The sequence below is a fragment of the Allocatelliglobosispora scoriae genome, from assembly GCF_014204945.1.
Taxonomy (GTDB): domain Bacteria; phylum Actinomycetota; class Actinomycetes; order Mycobacteriales; family Micromonosporaceae; genus Allocatelliglobosispora; species Allocatelliglobosispora scoriae.
Genome location: NZ_JACHMN010000003.1, coordinates 2395783 through 2414706, shown reverse-complemented (window position 1 = coordinate 2414706; position 18924 = coordinate 2395783). Strand labels below are relative to the sequence as shown.

Sequence of the window (18924 nt, the reverse complement as noted above, 5' to 3'; positions counted from 1 at the left end):
TAGGTTGAAATGTGCGTTCTTCGAGGAAAGGTCAGTTGCCCCAGGGATCCCGGCGCCCGGTGTTGCCGGCGCAGGTCACCGACACCCACCCGGTCGGGAAGCCGAAGTAGGACAGGGACTGCCTGCTGCCGTTGCCGCTGCCGTTGGTCGTGACGGTGACCGAGCCGAGGGCACCCTGCGACGAGTTGATCGAGCAGGTGTACGCCGTGCCGCCCGCGAAGTTGGTCAACGTCGCGACGATGAACGCGCAGGACGGTGCCGAGCAGCCCGGCTGGCCGACGGCGCTGCCGCCCTTCTCGACCGTCACCGTGGGCGGCGTCGGCGGATCCGTCGTCGCGCTGGCCGACGCGGTCGGCGAGACCTGCCCGGCGCTGTCGAACGCGCGGACATCGATGCTCCAGGTCTGGTTGTTGCCGTTGCCGACATCCACCGACCCGCTCGTGCCGCCGTTGACCCAGCCGCCGCCGTTGACCCGGTACTCCACCCGGTTGAGCGGGCGGCCGTTGGTGCCGCCGCTGCTCCAGGAGAGCCGGACCTGGGTGGCGCCGAGCTTCGACGCACCGGCGTTGGGCCGGGGCACGGGACCGTACGGCGTCACCGAGTTGCCCGCACCGGACCAGTTGCCGCAGACGTCGTTGCAGGCCCGGACCCGGATCTGGTAACTCGTGCCGTTGGCGAGCCCGGTCACCGACCCGGTCGAACCGGTGTCGGACCGGTCGGCGGTGCCGTTGCCGTCCACATCGAACTCGTAGCGTGCGATCGCCATGCCGTTGTCGTTCGGCGGCGAGAGCGAGTAGGTCACCCGCCCGTCGAGACCGGTGCCGCCGCTGTTGTCGGAGTAGCTGTGCGCCGTCACCGGGAACGGCTTGCCGTGGGCGACCGTCACCGCCGACAGCGGGCTCTGCTGCGACGGCCCGGCCTTGTTGACCGCTACCAGCCGGAACTGGTAATTGACGCCGTTGTCGGCGCTGATCGTCGTCCGCGTGGTGTCGCCGTTGACGTTGATCGTGCGCTCGACCACCCCGGCCCGGACCACGGTCAGCCGGTACTGCGTGATCGCGGCACCGTTGACCGGCGGCTCGACCCAGTCGACGACGATCTGCTCGCCGACGCCGTCGGCGACCCCGGACCCCGTCGGCGCCTGCGGCGCGTCGGGTGCCTTCGCCGGGATCTCCGGCGCCGAGGACGGGCTGAACCCGCTCTCGAGGTTCTTGTTGCGCGCCAGCACCCGGAACGTGTAGGCGGCACCGTTGGTCAGCCCGGTCCAGGTGTAGGAGGTGGTGGTCACGGTACGGATCGTCCCGCCGGGCGAGATCTCGACGTCGTACTCCTTGATCGCCGAGCCGCCGTTGCTCGACGGAGCGGCCCAGGCGAGCTTGATCGACGAGTCGCCGAAGGTGGTCGTCGGCGCGTCCGGGGCATCCGGCTTGGCATCGGGCTTCACCACCGCCGACTCCGAGCTCTCCGGCCCGTCACCCGCCTCGTTGTGCGCCCGCACCTTGAACCGGTAGTCCCGGCCGTTGGTGAGCCCGGTCAGGCGGCAGACCGTACCGGTGCAGGTCTGCTTGAAGCCGCTCGACCCGGTGACGGTGTATCCGTCGATACGCGAGCCCCGGCTGTCCGGTTCGGACCAGACCAGCACGGCGAACTCGTCGCCCACGGAACGCGCCACCGGCTGCCCCGGCGCCGTCGGCTTGTCGATCACCGTGACGAGGAGCTGGCCGCTGACGCGGCGATCGGGCTTGCCGGTGATGTCCTGGATCACGTAGCGCGCCGTGAACTTGCCGTGCTTGGCCGGGGTGAAGACGACATCGCCGGTGCCCTCGTCGAACCGCAGCCCCGGCAGGTCCGAATCCACGCTGATCAGCTTCAGCGGCGAGCTCGGGAAGGGGTTGAGGTCGTTGGCGACCACGTTGATCGTCATCTCCCGGCCGACCTCGGCGTCGACGGTGTCGGCCACCGCCACCGCGAGCCCGGACGGGCGTACCACGATGGCGATCGTGCCGTTGGCCGACGCGCCCTTGGCGTCGGTCACGCTGAGAGCGATCTTGCCCCGGTCGCCGATCTCGGCGTCCGGCGTGGCGGAGATCTCCAGCACCGTCCCGGCGAGGCGGGCGGTGACGCCCTGCGGCGCCTGGCCGGTCATCCTGAACGTCATCCCGTCCGCGCCGCCGCCACGGACGCAGCGGGCGAGGTTGACCAGCACCGCCGGTGCCCCGGCCGCGGGCTCCGCCGGCGGGCAGGCGAGGACCGGTGGCGTCGTCCCGGACGGCGTCACCTTCACCTTCACGCTCAGCGATGCCGTCGCGCTGCCGTTCTCCACCTCGAAGACGACGGCTGCCTGACCGCGGAAGTTGGCGGCGGCGGCGAGCTTGAAGCCCGTCTTGGTGCTGGCGTTGGGGACCAGGCGCAGCCCGGCCGAGGGCGAGGTGGAGATCGCCGCGGTGTTCGTCAGCGTCACCGGCCGGCCCTGCGGGTCGGCGACCAGCTCGGCCAGGTCGACCTGGAGCTCGCCACCGCTCACCATCTCCAACTCGGGCGCGTCCGGCCGGAGATAGGGCGCCTGGTTGTCGGTGCCGGGCACCCGCACGAAGGCGATCGCCGAGGCGTCCTTGCCGTCGGTGAGCCGGTAGGCGACCTGCCGGGCCGACGCGGTGAGCGGTACGCGCAGCTTGCCGTCGGAGGTGACGGTCGCCTTGTTGGCGCCGCCGACGTCGATCGGCTCGATCTTCAGCTCGTCGAAGGGGCCGTCGAGATCCTCGTCGTTGGCGAGCACGTCGACATCGACGCTGGTCGCCGGGCTGGTGAGCCGGTCCGCCGCGTCGTCGCGGGCGATCGGGGCGAGGTTCGCCGAGTCCTTGGAGATCAGCTTGATGGAGGCGGTGGCACGTTGGCCGCGGCCGTCGGAGATGCCGTACCGCAGGGTCACCACGTCGCCGTCACGGCCGCCGGCGTTGAGGACCACCCGGTCCCGGTCGACGGAGGCACCCTGCGGAAGGGTGGGGTTGAGCGGGGCCAGCGGCTCCAGCAGCAGCGAGTCGCCGTCCACATCGGAGTCATTGGCGAGCACCGGTACCCGTACGCCGGTGCCGGGTGCCACGGTGTAGACATCGTCGACCGCCACCGGTGCGGAGTCCACGTCCGGGAAGGGCACCACACCCACCCGGATCGTGCCGGTGCCCCGGCCGCCGAACGCGTCCTGCACCCGATAGGTGAAGACATCCGTCCCGGCGCTGTCCGGGTATGCCTCGTACTCGAAGAAGTCGATGCCCTGCTGGACGATCCGGCCGAGCTGCGGTGCCGAGACCGGCCCCAGCAGCACCACCGAGTCGCCGTCGGGGTCCACCCCGGTGAGCGGGGTGTGGATCCTGATCGTCGATCCGGCGAAGTCGCGGGCCTGGATCGGCGGCGGCATCGGGATCTGGTTGGGCGCGTTCGCCGCGATGATCGTCACCGAGACCCGGCCCGGGTCCGAGAGCCCCAGCGCGTCGCGCGCGGTGTAGTTGGCGGTGACCGTGCCCGGCTTGTCGAACGCGTGGAAGCGCACCCGGCCGTTGGCGACCAGCCACAGACCGCGCTTGCCCTCCAGGTCGTCGTCGATGACCGAGGGGTCCAGGGACAGCGCCGTCCCGTCCGGGTCGCCGTCGTTGGCGAGCACGTCGACATCGACGACATCACCCGCCCGGACCGTACCGATGTCCGGCACGGTCACCGGCCGCTGGTTCTCCGGCGCCTGCGGCAGCAGCGCCACCGTGACCACACCGGTGTCGCTGCGGTCGCCGTCGGAGACGACATAGCGCAGCACGAACCGCGGTGCGCCGGAATCGCTGCGGGTCAGCACGATCCGCAGCCACCGGTGCTCGATCACCGAGACGCTGAGCCCGGAGTTCTCGGGCACCTCGACCGAGCGCACGACCAGGATGTCACCGTCGAGGTCGACGTCGTTGGCGAGCACGTCGACCACGGCGGGTCCGTTGCCGCGCAGCGCCACCTGGTCCGCGACCGCCACCGGCGCGTACGCCGAGCTCGCCTTGCGCACGTCGACGCGGATCCGCCCCGTCGCCTCGGCCTTGCCGTCGGTGACCCGGTACTCCAGGTAGTACGTGTCCGGCCGGGAGGCGGTGAACCCGATCGTCCCGGCGAGGTAGTTCGGCGTGGCGCTCGCGCCCTGCTTCATCGGCGAGACGAAGGTCAGCCGCAACCGCTGCGGATTGGGGCCGGGAACCCCGGCGTTGGGGTCGGAGTCGTTCTCCAGCGGCCGGAGCGTCACGGTCTGCCCGGCGACCGCCGTGAAGAGGTCGTTCTCGGCGGTCGGCGGCCGGTCCCGGTCGACCACGACGACGTTGACCGTCGCCTTCTTCGTGCCGATTCCGTCGGAGACCTCGATCTGGATGTTCTTCTTCGCCGCCGACGAGTTCGGTGCGGCGGTGAAGGTGATGTCGCCGGCGGGGGTGAACCTGACCCGGTCCGGCGAAGCGGTGTCGGCACCGACGAGCAGCAGCGGATCCCCGTCGTCGTCGCGCCAGTCGCGCAGCGTGTTGAAGGTGATCGTGCCGCCCTGCGCCACCTCGCGGTCCTTCGCCTGCGGGTTGGGCCGCTCGTGGGGCAGCGAGTTGCCGCTCGCCTCGGGGCGCACGTTGACCGTGACGCCGGCGTGCGCGGACCCGCCCCGCCCGTCGTCGATCGTGTACTGGAAGCTCACCGTCGCGGTCCGGTCGCCCGGGCTCGCGGTGAACTGCAGGATCTGGCTGCCCGAGACGATCGACAGGGTCCCGGCGCCGGCCGGCTTCACCGCCGTCACCGACCGGATGATCAGGATGTCGCCGTCGGGGTCGGAGTCGTTGTCCAGCACGTGCAGCAGCGCCGCCGAGCCGGGCCGCGCGCCGAGGACGTCGTCCTTCGCCGCCGGCTTGGTGTTGACGCGCGGATCGCGGACCGCGTCGCGCGGCTTCTGGCTCGGGTTGGTCTTCGCCTGCTCCAGCAGCTCCTGCCAGTTGCCCAGGTCCTCGCCACCGCGTTCGAAGAGGTAGATCGCGCCGCCCGCGGCGTCGTTGAGCACGATCGCGTCCCGGTTGACCCGGAAGACCAGATCGGCGGCGGCGGGCAGGTTCTGCAACGAGACGGCCTTCTCCGGCGCGGCGCCCTCGCACTGGCGCACATAGGTCGGCGGCGAGGCACCCCACGCGGCGTGGACGCAGCCGTCGAGGCGTACGGGTGCCGCCGGGTCGCCCGAGCCGTCGCCGACGAGCTCCCGGACACCGCCACCGGTCAGGTCCACCTCCAGCAGCTGCTTGGGGGTGGCGACGAGGACGGTCCCGCCCTCCGGACCGACCTGCTGCAGCAGCCCGCCGTCGGCGATCGTCACCACGTCGTCGGGGAGCACCAGCTTGCCGCCCTTGCCCAGGACGACCGGCACGTCGCCGACGGCGGTGATCCGCGCCGCCTCCACATCCACGTCGAGCTTGCGGGTCTCCCGCTCGCCCGTGCGCGGGATCGACGTGATCGTGTCCTGATCGGACGAGACGGCGAAGACCGTGCCGTCGGTCCCGACCGCGACGGCGGAACCGCCGCCGACCTCGGCGGTCGGCGGGTCCTGGGCGATGTCGAGATTCTCGATCTTGTCGGCGTCCCGGACCCACAGCTTGCCGTTGGAGCTGTCCAGCAGTGCCACCACGCCCGCGCCCAGGGCGACCTCGGCCTTGGCTGGCAACGCCGGACCGTTGTCGCCGAGCACCCCGCCGGAGACGTCCACGGGGCGCAGCAGCCCTTCGGTGCGGTCGACCAGGAAGACGGTCGACTCCTGCTGCAGCAGATCGATGTCGGGCTGCGCGCCGCCCGCGAGGAGCATCGCGTCGAGCTGCTCGATGGGCCGGTTGAAGCGGCCGAAGTGGTTCAGGTTGCGGTTGGTGACCCACACGCCGCCGTCGTTGAGGTTGAGGTCGGCGGCCGGGAAGCCGCCGGCGGTGAGTGCCGCTATCACGAAGAGCCCGGCCGAGAGCACCAGCGCGATGGACGAGACCGTCCGCCGCTTCAGCCCGCGCAGGCTGCGCCCGAATCGCTTGGGCAGCTTGCCGATGCCGCCGAACGAGGGCAGCCACCTGCGGCGCTCCTTCAGCGTCTCGCCGCCCAGCCGACCGGTCGCCTCGTCGGCCGCCCCCGGCACTCGCGCCTGACCGCGGTAAAACGCATTCGCCGAACCCTGTGCTGTACTCACCGCGTTCCTCCCCGTGTACGGGTAAAGCAGTATCGGTCGTCGACCCCGGGCGTCAATGGGGAAGACTCCCCTCACTCGTCACTCATCGGCCGGTTGCGCACTGTCGAGCAGGGGCAGATCAGCCCGGCTGACCAGGCGGATCGCCAACGCGTATTCGGCGAGCCGGGCCCGCCGGTTGGCCGCCAGATTCTCCGCGTCGCCGTGCAGTCCGCGCACGCCCATCGCCGAGAGCTTCTGGCACAGGTTGTCGAGCTGGCGGTTGAACGCCACCAGCGTCCAGCCGAGCCGCTGCGCCGCCAGCTTCGAGCTGGGGATCGAGGTGGCGCTGCGATCACCGCGCCGCAGTGCTCGTTCGGTCAGGGACAGGATCACCAGCTTCTGCTTCGCCGACAGGGTCATCCCGCCGACCGTGGTGAAGCCCGGAGCGGCGCCCTCGTCCTGCGACACCGCCGGGGTGAGCGTAAACGGCGGCTCCTCCAGCACGATCTCAAGGTCGTAGGTGGTGGATCCGGCCGTGAAATACACGATGGTCCGCACGCCGACGAGCGGCACCTGCGCACCCGGCGCCAGCCAGGCCTGGATCAGCCCGTGCGGGTCCGAGACGGTCGCGGTGAGCTGGGTGCCGATGTTGCGCAGCAGCCAGATCCCCTCGACGCTGAGCACCTCCAGGAACCGCCGGTGCAGGAACCGGTTGTCGTCGACGCTGATGTCGGCGTCCCGGCCGATCACCAGCGACGCGGGCGGGTCCACGTCGTACTGCTCACCGCAGAAGAGCACGGTCGCGGAGCTCACGCGCAGAACCGCTCGCTCGGGGTGCCCAGCCGGCCGTTGCGGATCACGCTCACCCGGATGCAGACGCCCTTGCCCGCATCGGCGCTCGGCGTCCACTTCGCCTCGGTCAGGATCTGGGCCTTGGCCTGGCCCTCCTGCTGGAGGTTGAACCGGTCACCCGGGTCGGTCGGCGAGTAGGTCCAGGTGAAGGTGGGAACACCCGCGGCGTCGTTGCGGGCGGCGACCACCGGGACCGGCAGCACATCGGCGTTGGGCACCGCACCGCCGTCGGCGGGTGGCCGGGTCACCGTCGTCGACGGGCCGGTATCGGGCTCCCCCAGCAGGTTGGCGGCGACCACGCCACCGCCGACGACCAGCACCGCCGCGGCGATCAGCGCCACCCGGCGCAGGCCGCGCCGCCGGGGCTGGTCGCGGGTCGGCTCCTCGGCCGGGGCAGCCGGGATGGGCCGGGCCCGCTCGGTGTCGGCCCGGTCGTCGCGCGGCGGTTTCGGCGGGGCGGACTCCATCGCGATGGAGTCGAACGGGACCGAGTCGTAGTCGGGGATGACGATCGGCGGCGGCGTCTCCCGGACGGCGGCCACCACGGGCGGGGCGGTGAAGTCGGGGAGATCCGGTACGAGCGTCACGGCGTCGCCGATCGGCACCAGCGTCCGGTCGTAGCCCTCGCGGATCTGGATGTCCTGCAACCGCAGCGCGAAGTCCCGGGCGGTGGCGACGTTGCGGGCCCGCACCTTCGGGTCGGCGTGCATCGCGGAGCGGATCAGCCACTGCAGCTCCTCCGGCACGTCGTTGCCCGCGATCGGCGGCACCCGGCCCGCGATGATCCGCTCCTCCAGGGCCTCGACGGAGTTGTCGCCGCCGGGTCGGCGTACCCACGAATTGCCGGAAAGCGCGTGGTAGAGCGTGGCCGCGAGCGAGAAGATGTCCGACATGCGGTCGGCGCCGCGCGACAGCACCACCTCGGGCGCCGCGTAGTCGCGCGACAGCCAGACCGACCCGCGGCTGACCTCCTCGGCGGTCTGCGCGGCGATGCCGAAGTCGGCGAGCTTGGGGATGCCGTGGCCGCCGACCCTGGCGCCGAGCAGGATGTTGCCCGGCTTGATGTCGCGGTGCACGATGCCCGCCTCGTGCGCGAGGTGCAGCGCACCGGCGATCTGGATGCCGACGCTGAGCACCACCGAGGGGTAGATCCGGCCGTGGTCGGTGATTTGCGTCGCCCAGCTCCCGCCCGCGCACAGCTCCATCACCAGGTAGGGGCGCCCCCGGACCACGCCGACGTCCTGCACGGCGACGATGTTGGGGTGCGGCCCCGAGGCCGAGAGGCGGCCCAGCGCCCGCGCCTCCTGCAGCAGCTGCTGCGCTCCGCCGGCCGCGAGCGCACCATCGCGGAGGATCTTGATCGCGACCGCCGCGTCGGTGCCGACGTGCTGGTAGTGGTGCACCTCGCCGAAGCCACCCGACCCCAGGTAGCCCACGTGGCGATAGCCGTCGATCGCCGGCGGCTGGCTCTCAGGCGTTGTCATTGGCCACCTCGAACGTCAGAGTCACTTCGCCGGCGAGCACGATCCGGCCCTTCTCCAGCAAACGCATGGGGGAATTGGGCTCCAGGCGCAGCGTGCGGCCGTCCGGGTTGATGATCTGGGTGCTCTGGCCGGACAGGTCGACGACCTCGACCCGCCACCCGTCGAGCCGGATCTCGGCGTGCAGCCCCGCCACCCGGGAACTCACCCCGGACAGCTTCACCACCAGCCGCTCCAGGCTGCTGCCGCTGCCCGGGTCGCGCCCCAGGATGATGACGGGGCGGTTGAGCTCCCAGCGCTCGCCGGTGTCGAAGCGGCGCAGGTGCCCCACGGACGGCTGCGCCACGCCGATCGGCTCGTCGTCGGGGTCCAGCGGCAGGTGGCAGATCCGGCACGAGGGCGTCGCGGGCGGGTTCAGGTGCAGCTTCGGGCAGCGCACCGCGGCGAAGGACCGGCCCTTGACGGGTACGCGGATCGCCATGTCGGTGTCGCCGCCCCGGGTGGCGCTGCGCCGCAGCTCATCCGGGAGCAGCGGCACGTGCAGCGCGGGCACCGGCGCGACCGGCGGCGCGACCGGCGGGCTCGGTGTGGCGGAGGGCCAGTCGGCGAGGGCGGGCCGGTCGGGCAGGATGCCCCGCAGCTCCGGCTGCCACCCGGCGACCGCGGGATCGGCGGTCAGGCCGGACGGGTCCGCGGCCTGACCTGGCGAGGAGAACTCCACGTCCACCCGGTCGTCCCAGGTGCCCGTGGTCAGCGACGCGGCCGGCGGGGCCGACCCCACGGGCACGGACGGCGTCGCCGGCACCGGCGGTGCGAGGGGCGGGGGCGGCGTCGCCGACAGGGGTCGCGCGACCGGCGCCGACTGGGCGGCCTGTGCGGCCTGTGCGGGCGCCGGCGGCCGCTGCGGCTCCACCGGCGGGGCCACCACGGGCCAGAGGGGTTGCGGCGCAGGCTGCACGGCAGGCGCCTCCGCTGCGGACAGCTGGCCGGGCCACCCCGCCGACGCTGCGCTCGGCTGTGCCGCGCTCGGTTGTGCCGCGCTCGGTTGTGCCGCAACCAGTGCGGCCGTCGCACCCCAGACGATCGGATGGTCGAGCTGGCTCGCCGCGACCACCCCGCCGACCAGCGGCAGCGCCGGTGCTGCGCCGGACACCGGCCCGACGATGCGCACCCGGTCGGCCCGCTCGAACGAATCCTCGTGCCACGTCGTCACCGCACCGGCCGCGATCGTCTGCACGAGCTGGTCGCCGACGAGGACCTGCACCTGCATCGCGCCGCGGGCGAGCACCACGGCCCGGCGGTCGTGAATCTGGACCAGCGCGAAGTCCGGCAGATTCGCCAACCGCCCCATCAGTGCGATGAGGAGCGTCGGCAGATCGCCCTGCGCCACGCACGGCCACATCGCCGTGACCAGGTCGTCCAACGGGTCGCATCGCACCAGTGCCACCACTTGCTGACCCACCAGCCCCGTACAGCCGTGCCCCGAGTAGGTCGTTATCTCAGCCAACCTCAGCCGTCCACTCCACAGTCGACAGTCTCAGCCCGAGACGCCGATCAACGGGCGGGTTCCCCCCGCCGGGACGACACGTTACATCCACTGTGCCAGAACGTCATTGGCCCGAAGAGCACAAGACTGCACCCAAAGGTCATAAATGCAGGTCAAGATCCAAAGAATCAGCCGGTACGCCCACCCGCCTTGCTGCCTGTTTCGAGACCTGTCAAGCTAGAGGCATGTCGAAGCAGTCCCTGACCATGGAAGCCCCCGCCCGCGCGGCCGCCGAGCCGTGCTGCGCGCCGTTGGCGACCTCCGCCGTGGCACCCGCGGCCGCGGCCGAGCTGGCACCGGCTTTCAAGGCCCTCGGCGACCCGGTCCGGCTGCAGCTCCTCTCCATGATCGCGTCCGAGGAGGCCGGGGAGATCTGTGTGTGCGACCTCACCCCGGCGTTCGACCTCTCCGGACCCACCATCTCCCACCACCTGAAGGTGCTGCGCGAGGCGGGCCTGGTCGACAGCGAGCGCCGCGGCACCTGGGTCTATTACCGGGCAAACCGGACGCGCCTGGCCGCTCTCTCCACCGTCCTGGCCGCGGCTCCGTAGCCCTCGTCGGCGCTTGATCGCGTTATTTCCCGGAAGCTGGCCCCTCCCAGCGCCGCCGAAGGGCCTACTTCCCGGAACGTGCGTGATCAAGCCCGCCATTTAGCACCAACTCTTCAAGAGTTGGTGCTAACGGGCGGGCCCTCGTCACGAGGTGCAGCAATGCACGGCGCTGCCGCGTTTATCGGCCACGCTGTGCGGCAGTGCACGGCGCTGCCGCGTTTGTCGGCCGCGTTGTGCAGCAAACCGTTGCCTCGTCGCAGGAATGGGCACGCTTTGCTGCAAAGCGTGAGGGGGAAGCGTGACGGGGGAAGCGTGACGGAAGGGGGCACGCCGGGCGTCGCGCTCGCAAGCAGCGCTCCGAACCCGCCTACTGCGGCTCGACCACGACCTCCACCTGCGCCAACGCGGACTCCACCCGCTCGACGGCCTGCGCGGTGTCAGCCCCGACCGCCCATACTTCGCCGCAGCCCCGATCCGTAGCCCGCCGCACGACCTCTCCGACCGAGGCAGGGATCCGCACCTCCACCCCCGGCAGCTCCCCCGGCGCCCGCACCGACCGCACCACTCCAGCCGAAGCCGCACCCGCCGAAGCCGCACCTGCCGTGGGCGCCTCCACCGACGGGACCACCGTCCGCACCGCGGCCGCTCCCAGCCCCGCCGGCATCGAGTGCCCCCACTCGACGAGCCCCAGCGGCCACCCCACCGCCAGCTCCAGCAGGTCCACCCCGTAGACCCGCCGCACCAGCTCCGCCATCGCCGGTCCGCAGGTCCGGTTGTGCGACTCGATGATCCGCAACCCCTGCGGTGTCACCTTGATCTCGGTATGGCTGGGCCCGTCCGCGAGCCCGACCAGGTTCAGCAGGCGTACGGTCAGCTCGACGACCCGCTCGCGCACCTCCGGATCGAGCCGAGCCGGCAGCGCATATCCCCTGTCGGTGAAGTCCGGCCCGACCAGCTTCTCGGCGACTGCCACCACGGTGTGCCGCCCGCCGGCGCTGAACGTCTCCACGGCGAGCTCCGGTCCGACGAGGAACTCCTCGGCGAGCATCCGGTCCCCGGCGCCCCGGGACGCCTCGGCCCAGGCATCCGCGGCGCCGGCCTCGGTGTCGAGCCGCCGCACGCCTCGGCCACCCCGCCCGTCGACCAGCTTGACGATGACGGGTCCATCGATGAAGCGGGCGAAGGCGGCGAGCTCGTCGGCGCTGGTGACGGTGGCGGTACGCACCGGGCTGAGCCCGGCGAGCGCGAGCACCCCGCGCAGCAGGCTCTTGTCCTTGAGCAGCCACACCGCCGCCGGGGACGTCCCGGGCAGGCCGAGCCGCTGGGTGGCGAGCGCGGCGGCGACGAGGCCGTCCTCGGTCCCGGAGAGCACCGCCTGGAACGGATCCCGACGGTGCTCGGCCTCGATCGCGGCGACGACGGCGGCGGTGTCGCGCAGGTCGACGGGGAGCGCCGTCCCGCCGGGGGTCCCCGCACCGTCGGGCACGTGCACGACGCGGGCGCCGAGCTCCAGCGCCGCCTCGACGAGCCGGGGCGGGCCGCCGAGGATGGCGACGCGGGGTGCGTACTCGGTCTCGACCGCGTATGCCTCGGCGGTGGCTCGGATGCGGCGGACGACCTCGGCGGTGCCGGTGCCGAAGAACCGGAACCGCCCGCCGGGGCTCTCCGCGCCGGTGATCACGGTGCCCTCGGGCGGCAGCGCCTCGGCGTAGGGGCCGTCGGCGCGGTAGATCATCGACCGGGTCCTGGTCACCCGGCACGGCCGCGGTCCCGGCGCGGGGACGAGGAGCGACCCGCCGACGAGGTCGCCGAGCGCGGGCAGCTCGGGGACGGCGGCGCACTGCAGGGCGAAGGCGAGCTCCAGCGGGTCCACGCCGTGGACCTCGCGCCAGACGGCCGGGATCTCGCCGTCGCCGCAGCCGTGGTTCGCGGTGCGGAAGGTGATCTGCCCGCCCCGGCGGAAGAACTCGACGTGGAAGACCCAGGGCTGCTTGGACAGCCCCGGCACGAGCTGCTGGAGGTAGTCACCGGCGGCGCCGATCAGGTCGGGGTCGTCGATCTCGACCGAGCCGACGGGGCCGGTCCCGGGGAGGCTGACATAGGCGGAGAGCCGCCACGGTCCGAGCCGGACGCCGTCGAAGATCCCGTCCGCGTGGTAGATCGGCTGGTCGAGGTGCTCCCGGACGAGCAACGGCCGCTCCGCACCGACCTCGATGTCGCCGAGGGCGTCGGGGTCGTCGAGGCGGACGGACGGGGAGCCGGGGCGGATGGGCTGCACCACGACGGGCCAGCCGGTCGCGGCGGCGAGCTCCTCGATCTCCTCGGTGGAGCCGGCGAGCCGGTGGAAGGGCACCCGCAGCCCGAGCGCCTCGACGGCGGCGAGCAGGCGCGACGGGTCCAGGAAGGGTGCGAGGTCGCCCGCGCGCAGGCCGGGCAGGGCGTGGTCGGCCCGCAGCTCGGCGGCGGTGAGCAGGTCCAGCTCGTGCAGGGCGATGACGGCGCTCGGCCGGCCGAGCGCGGCGATGGGCTCGGCGAGCGCCGCGCGCACCTGCTCCACCCCGGCGGTCTCGGCCACGACGACGGTCCGCGCGGCGCCTGCGCCCACTCCCGGCAGCGCCGACGCGGTGGTGACGTAGGTGAGCCGGGCGCGCCGGTGGTCGACGTAGTCGTCGTAGCGCGCCTGGTCACCACCGTGCCGGTGGAGGACGACGAGGTGCGCGCCGTCGAGGTGGTCGAGGTACATCGCGGGGCTCCCGGGGGTGGGGACGACACATTGTTTTGGCATCACCAAATCTTTGGTCTAACCTAACACCGCTGGTGGGCAGGGAGATAGAGCCGGCAGAGGGGCAAGACGATGACCAACACCACCGGCATACTCGGGACCAGGTTCGCCGAGCACACCTACTACGACGCGGTCGCCTTCCGCGACGGCACGCTCGTCGAGGCCGGATCCGACCTGGTCAGCGGCGCCGGACTGCGCCAGATCGACGGCGCCGGCAACATCACGCTCGCCTGCGCCGACGCCGCCGGGCTCCCGCCCGACGTGGTCCCGCAGCGCGCGGGCCCCGATCTCGCCGCCCTCATCACCCGCTGGCGCGCGACCGCCGCGGCGCTCACCGAAGCCGCCCGCGCCGCCGACCCGCGCATCTCCAGGACCACCATCTGGGTACGCCGCCAGACGCAGCACGTCGTCATCACCCCCGCCGGTGCCCCCGCCATCCGCGAGCTGCGCCGGCGCCTCCGGGTCACGATGGCGGTCGAGGCGACCGAGGGCTCGGCGACGGCGACCGCCTCCTGTGCCGTGGCCCGCCCGAGCGGCACCGAACCCGACCGGACCCGCCTGCTCACCGCGATCACGCGTACCGCCGCCCGAGCCGCCTGGCACCTGCGCCCCGGTCCGCTCCCCGACAGCCCGGTGCCGATCGTGCTGGGCGGCATGGCCTCGGGCTTCTTCCTGCACGAGACGCTCGGCCACGGGCTGGAGGCCGACAACGTGCTCGGCCACGACGACACCCTCGGCGCGCTGCGCGGGCACCGGATCGGACCCGAGGACCTCACCTTCGTCGACGACCCCTCCGCCACCAGCAGCTGGGCCGGTCAGCGCCATGACGACGAGGGCGTGGCATCGGAGCCCACGACCCTGGTCCGCGCGGGGGAGCTCACCGGACTGCTGCACACCCGGGCCACCGCCGCCGCCCTGGCGGAGGAGCCCCGGGGCAACGGCCGCTGCGCCGATTTCGGCTCGATCCCGCTGGCCCGGATGACCACCACCTACGCGATGGCCGGGCAGCACTCCACCAGCGAACTGCTGGCCGGGATGCCGGAGGCGCTCATCTGCACCAGCCTCAGCGGCGGTCAGCCCGACCCGGTCTCCGGGAAGCTGACCTTCACGGCGTCCCTGGTCGCCTATGCCCGCGACGGTGTCGCACTGGGACCGATCGCGCCCGTGCAGTTCAGCGGTGCCCCGGCCAACCTGCTCGCCGGGATCACCGCGATCGGCGACGACCTGACGATGACCCCGGCGATCTGCGTGAAGCACGGCCAGGCCGCCCGGGTCTCGATGGGCGCACCCACCCTCGTCCTGGGCCGCCGGGTGCTCGGATGACCGCCCCGCTCGCTCGCGTACCGAAGGACGCCCACGGCTGGCTCCGGCTCGTCACCGGCGAGATCGTCGAGGTCACGGCGACCTCCGGCGGCCACCGGACCAGCACCACCCGGCACCGGCACCGGGCCGAGGCCGGCGTCGCCACGACCGGCGGGACCGGCCGGGCCACCACCACCGACGCCGGTGCCGACGCGCTGCGCCTCGCCGTCACCCGGGCCGCCGCCGCGGTGGTGCCCGGCCGGGTGCGGCCGCCGGCACCGCCGGAGACCGCCGAGTCGCACGACTTCGCCGACCCCCGCCCCTTCACCCCGGCCGAGGTCGCGGACCAGGTCACCGCGCTCGCCTCGCTGCTGGCGGCCGCGACCGTGCCGGATCTGCGCTGGACGGTCCGGGCGCACACGGCCCGCGAGACGTCCCGCCGCACCGACACGGCGGGCATGGCGGTGGTCGAGGAGACGACGAGGGCCTGGCTGCACGCCCGCCTCACCACCCCGGCCGGCGCGGTCACGATCACCGGCGGCTTCGCCCGCCACCCCGCCGATCTCGATCCCGCCGAGATCGCCGCCGCGGCCCTCGCCGCCCTCGCGACCGGCAAACCCTGGTCGAGTCCCCTTCAGCCGGACCTCGTCACCTGGTCCCCCGCCGCCACGGCCCGCCTCCTCACCCTGCTGACCCCACGCCTGCTCTCCCCCACTCCAACCCCCGGTCCCGCTCCAACTTCCGGTCCCGGCCCCGGCCCCAAGATCGCCGCAACTCTTCAAGAGTTGGTCCTATCGGGGGAGCAGCAGAAGGCAGCCGCGAGCGTCGCGCCGATCGAGGACGCGCCGGGCGCCGGGCACTCGCGCCCCGCCCCGGCGAGCGCGGTCACCCTGGTGGACGACCCGTGGCACCGGACCGGACCGCTGTCGTCCACATTCGACACCGACGGCTTCCGCACCGCGCGGCGTCTGCTCATCGACCGGGGCCGTCACCAGCCGCCGCGCGGCAGGACCGGCCCGGCGACGAACCTCATGCTCGCCCGCCACGGCGATCAGGCACCGCCCGGCGACTGCCTGCGCATCGACGAGCTGCACGACGCCGCCCTCGGCGGTGCCGACCGCGACACGATCCACGCGGGCTTCACCGGCGGCCGGATCACCGGCGGCCGCACCCATCCCGTACGCGGGCTGCTCGCCATCACCGTCACCGACCTGCTGGCCGGCGTGCACGGGGTGGCCGGCCCGGCCAGGTTCCTGCTGGACCTGGCCGGGGCCGACGCCGCCACGCTGCTCACCGCTCCCGGCGCCCGGCTGCGGCTCAGGCTGGGGTGATCCGCAGCTGCCGGGTGATGGTCGGATCGGTGATCGCCGTGTCCTTCGCCAGCAGCATCGCCTTGCTGAGGATCACCGCGAGCACCCGGTCCCCCTCGAACGGCAGGAAGAGCCCGCCCGCGCCCGCGTCGGCGGACTGCTTCGGCACGATGCACAGATACTGGTCGTTGGGGGTCATCAGGATGTTCCCCGAACCCAGGTGGATCTTGTAGGAGCGCAGGTCGCCGCGGACCACGAGGAAGCGGCCGTCCACGGTGGCCCGGTCCGCGATGGCGAGCCGGGGCACCAGCCGGGTGAGCAGGTCCCGGCGGGTCTCGGCGGTCGCGCTGAGGTCGCCGAAGCTGTAGCTCGTCCAGTACTCCCGGAACCGTCCCTCGGGGCCGCCGTCCTGCCAGGTCGGATCGTTGCCGACGCTGGCGACGCCGACGAAGAGGTCGACGTCGCGCAGCACCTCGCTGAGGACGAGCGGCGGGATCCGGTCGAGCGGCAGCGGGTCGGTGGGCTCGGCGTCCTGGTGCACCCACTGCTCGTAGCCGCCGCCGCTCGCGTGCGCGTGGTTCTCCGGCGCGGCGACGGGATAGAACCGCACCTGGTCGGTGGCGATCCGCAGGTAGCTGCCCGATTCGGTGGTGTCGGTGCCGTAGTCGTCGCCGATCCCCTCCACCCAGAACTCGGCCCGCAGCCCCCACTCGGGCAGCTCCCGCGTCGCCGGCGGGTAGGTGTCGTCGACCATCAGCCGCAGCCGGTTGCGCCAGCCCCGCGCGGCGGTGAGCGCGTGGAACTGGTGCTGGCGCAGCACGTGCGCGGCGTAGCGGTTGGAGTAGACGCCGGTGCGCTCCTCGGCGGCGGTGAGCAGGTAGACCTCGCGGTGGGCCTGCTTGAAGGGCTGGGTGATGCCGTGCCGCTCCAGCCACGACCGCCAGGCGACCACCTCGTCGACCTCGCGGCCGATCGGGTGCCACAGCCGCACCGTCGCGTCGTCGGGCGCCTCGATCGGGGCGTCGTCCACGCCGCGCAGCGCACCGTCGGCGTAGGCGCACGGCACCTCGCCGACGATCCAGATGAGGCGGCGGGCCAGGGTGCCGAGCAGGGGGTGGTCGAGGTAGCGCTCGCGCCAGGCGGGCAGCTCCCAGACCCGCCGGGCCAGGAACTGCCGGTCCAGCCGGTCGGACTGGGCGGAGAGCATCTTCTCGATGTCCTTCACCGCGGCCTTGAGCTCGCGCAGCTCGTCGGCGTGGTCGGCCTTCACCGAGGCGGGCGGCGACTTCACGGTCTTGCCCGCCGCCGACCGCCAGACGACGGCCACCCCGCCGCCGTCGATGATCACCTCCGCGCTCGCGTCGCCGAACACCTCGACCCGGCGCCCCACCTCGGTCAGTCCGTAGGTCGGCACCGCCAGCTCCTCCACCTCGTCGCGGGTGAGGCCGAGCTGCACCGCACGCTTGTCGAGAGCCGCGTTGAGCTCCTTGAGCGTGCCCTTGTAGGTCACCCGCGACGCGAGCCGCGCGATCTGGGCGAGCGCCGCGTCGGACTCGATGCGGGACAGGGCGAGAACGGCGGCGTTGGCGGTCTTGGGGTTGCGCGGCCCGAGCCCGGCGACCTTGCGCAGCGAGGTCTCGACGAGTCCGCCGAGGGTCCGGGCGATCTCCGGCTGCGGCGGCAGGAAGGCGGTCAGCCAGATCAGCCCGCGCAGCGCGGTGGCGTTGAACGCGTCGAAGGCGTCATTGATCTCCGCCTCGTATTCCCGGCGGATCAACCGCAGCGTGCGCGGGCGGCCGACCAGGGCGAGCCACTCCAGCAGCTTCTCCGCCGCGGTCTCCTCGCCGACGATGGCGAGCAGGTCCCGCCCCTGCCGCTCCCACTTGGCCGACGGCTTCGCGCTGGTGGCGGTCGCGGCGTGGGCGAGCAGTCCGATCCAGGCCACATCGAGCCCCGGCAGGTCGGCGTTGACCCGGTCGGCCCAGGGCTCGCCGCAGTTGAGCGGCGGCGAGGTCAGCGAAGCGGCGAGCTTGCCGAGGTCGGCGCCCTGGCTGTAATGGCCGTGGGCGGTCCGCCGGATGACCGCGATCGCCTCGTCGGTCAGCGGGCGCCCGGCTCGCCGCAGCACTCCCGCGTACTGAACGAGCTGACCGCCGGGGTAGTGCCCGGCGTGCCGGGCGATCATGGCGAGCAGGGCCTCGGCCGCGTCCGGCGACATGGCCGAGCTGAAGGTGCCGCCGATGGCGTCGATGAGCTGGCCCAGCCCGTCCTGGCTGTCGTGGTCGTCGATCGCCTGGACCCGCGCGACGACATCCAGGAGGAGCTCGCAGCGGTCGGCCTCCGCCAAAACGCCGAGCTCCTTGGCGATGTTGTCGGTGCGGCCGCCCCAGTGGCCCGGGGTGACAGCGGCCAGGGCGACCAACCGGTCGGCGAGCAGCTTCAGGTCACCCTCGCGGATCAGCGACTTGATCTCCGCCCGCCGCTCGATGTAGGTCATGGTCATCAGCCACCCACCAGGGGGACGAGCTTGAGGAAGGTGATCTCGGTGCCGAGCCGCAGGTCCAGCACCGCGTCGAGCTCCTCGACCTGGCGGTCGTCGACGAGGACGACGAACCCGTTGCGGGAGAATGCCTCCAGCGCCCGCGCGACCTGCTTCTCGGCGTCGACCCGGCGCGGCTCGCGCAGCTGGAACCCGTTGCGGGTGCGCTCGGTGGCGGTGGGCTGCACCAGGCCGCGGAAGACCAGGGCGGACCCGGCGTTGTGCTCGGCGACCTCCTGGAAGACCCGCCGCCGGATCACCTCCCGCAGCGCGAGCTGCTCCTCGAAGATCTCCAGGTGCCACGCCTCGGCGCGATCACCCGATGTCGTCTCGTCGACAAACGTCACCATGGCCATGGCCGCGAAGCT

At 72.7% G+C, this 18924-nt stretch carries 10 protein-coding genes; 3 read left to right on the top strand and 7 right to left on the bottom strand.

Features of this window, described 5'->3' with window-relative positions:
* Nucleotides 1-31: 31 nt before the first annotated feature.
* From F4553_RS37020 to F4553_RS37005, 4 genes are all read right to left on the bottom strand, one after another.
* A complete protein-coding gene (locus tag F4553_RS37020; RefSeq protein WP_184845860.1) occupies nt 32-6214 on the bottom strand; it encodes an Ig-like domain-containing protein in 6183 nt (2060 codons plus the stop codon).
* A gap of 78 nt (nt 6215-6292) precedes the next feature.
* Nucleotides 6293-7006, bottom strand: coding sequence for a hypothetical protein (locus F4553_RS37015; RefSeq protein WP_221470628.1), 714 nt, complete (start codon nt 7004-7006; stop codon nt 6293-6295).
* Nucleotides 7003-8529: a serine/threonine-protein kinase gene (locus F4553_RS37010; protein ID WP_184845859.1), complete on the bottom strand. Its 1527-nt coding sequence runs from the start codon at nt 8527-8529 to the stop codon at nt 7003-7005. The genes F4553_RS37015 and F4553_RS37010 overlap by 4 nt, the downstream gene beginning before the upstream one ends.
* A complete protein-coding gene (locus tag F4553_RS37005) occupies nt 8516-9973 on the bottom strand; it encodes a hypothetical protein (protein WP_184845856.1) in 1458 nt (485 codons plus the stop codon). Before F4553_RS37005 ends, F4553_RS37010 begins: the two co-directional genes overlap by 14 nt.
* 284 nt (nt 9974-10257) lie before the next feature.
* On the opposite strand from F4553_RS37005, the gene F4553_RS37000 reads away from it, so the two are divergent.
* Complete coding sequence (locus tag F4553_RS37000; RefSeq protein ID WP_184845854.1) at nt 10258-10623, top strand: ArsR/SmtB family transcription factor; 366 nt, start codon at nt 10258-10260, stop codon at nt 10621-10623.
* A 367-nt stretch (nt 10624-10990) separates the two neighbouring features.
* Here F4553_RS37000 and F4553_RS36995 read toward each other — a convergent pair whose 3' ends face one another.
* The gene (locus tag F4553_RS36995; protein ID WP_184845852.1) at nt 10991-13366 is read right to left on the bottom strand and encodes an ATP-grasp domain-containing protein; all 2376 of its coding nucleotides are present in this window, start codon (nt 13364-13366) and stop codon (nt 10991-10993) included.
* A 111-nt stretch (nt 13367-13477) separates the two neighbouring features.
* Between F4553_RS36995 and F4553_RS36990 the strand changes: the two genes are divergently transcribed.
* Entirely contained in the window at nt 13478-14728 is a 1251-nt protein-coding gene (locus tag F4553_RS36990; protein ID WP_184845850.1) for a TldD/PmbA family protein, read from the top strand.
* Nucleotides 14725-16038 (top strand): hypothetical protein, encoded by a 1314-nt coding sequence (locus F4553_RS36985; RefSeq protein ID WP_184845848.1) that lies wholly within the window; start codon nt 14725-14727, stop codon nt 16036-16038. Before F4553_RS36990 ends, F4553_RS36985 begins: the two co-directional genes overlap by 4 nt.
* Here F4553_RS36985 and F4553_RS36980 read toward each other — a convergent pair.
* Both F4553_RS36980 and F4553_RS36975 read right to left on the bottom strand, forming a co-directional pair.
* Nucleotides 16025-18520, bottom strand: a complete 2496-nt coding sequence (locus tag F4553_RS36980) for a DUF4132 domain-containing protein (RefSeq protein ID WP_184845846.1) — start codon at nt 18518-18520, stop codon at nt 16025-16027. The two genes, F4553_RS36985 and F4553_RS36980, sit on opposite strands and share 14 nt — an antisense overlap.
* Nucleotides 18520-18912 (bottom strand): hypothetical protein, encoded by a 393-nt coding sequence (locus tag F4553_RS36975; RefSeq protein WP_184845845.1) that lies wholly within the window; start codon nt 18910-18912, stop codon nt 18520-18522. Before F4553_RS36975 ends, F4553_RS36980 begins: the two co-directional genes overlap by 1 nt.
* Nucleotides 18913-18924 lie beyond the last annotated feature (12 nt).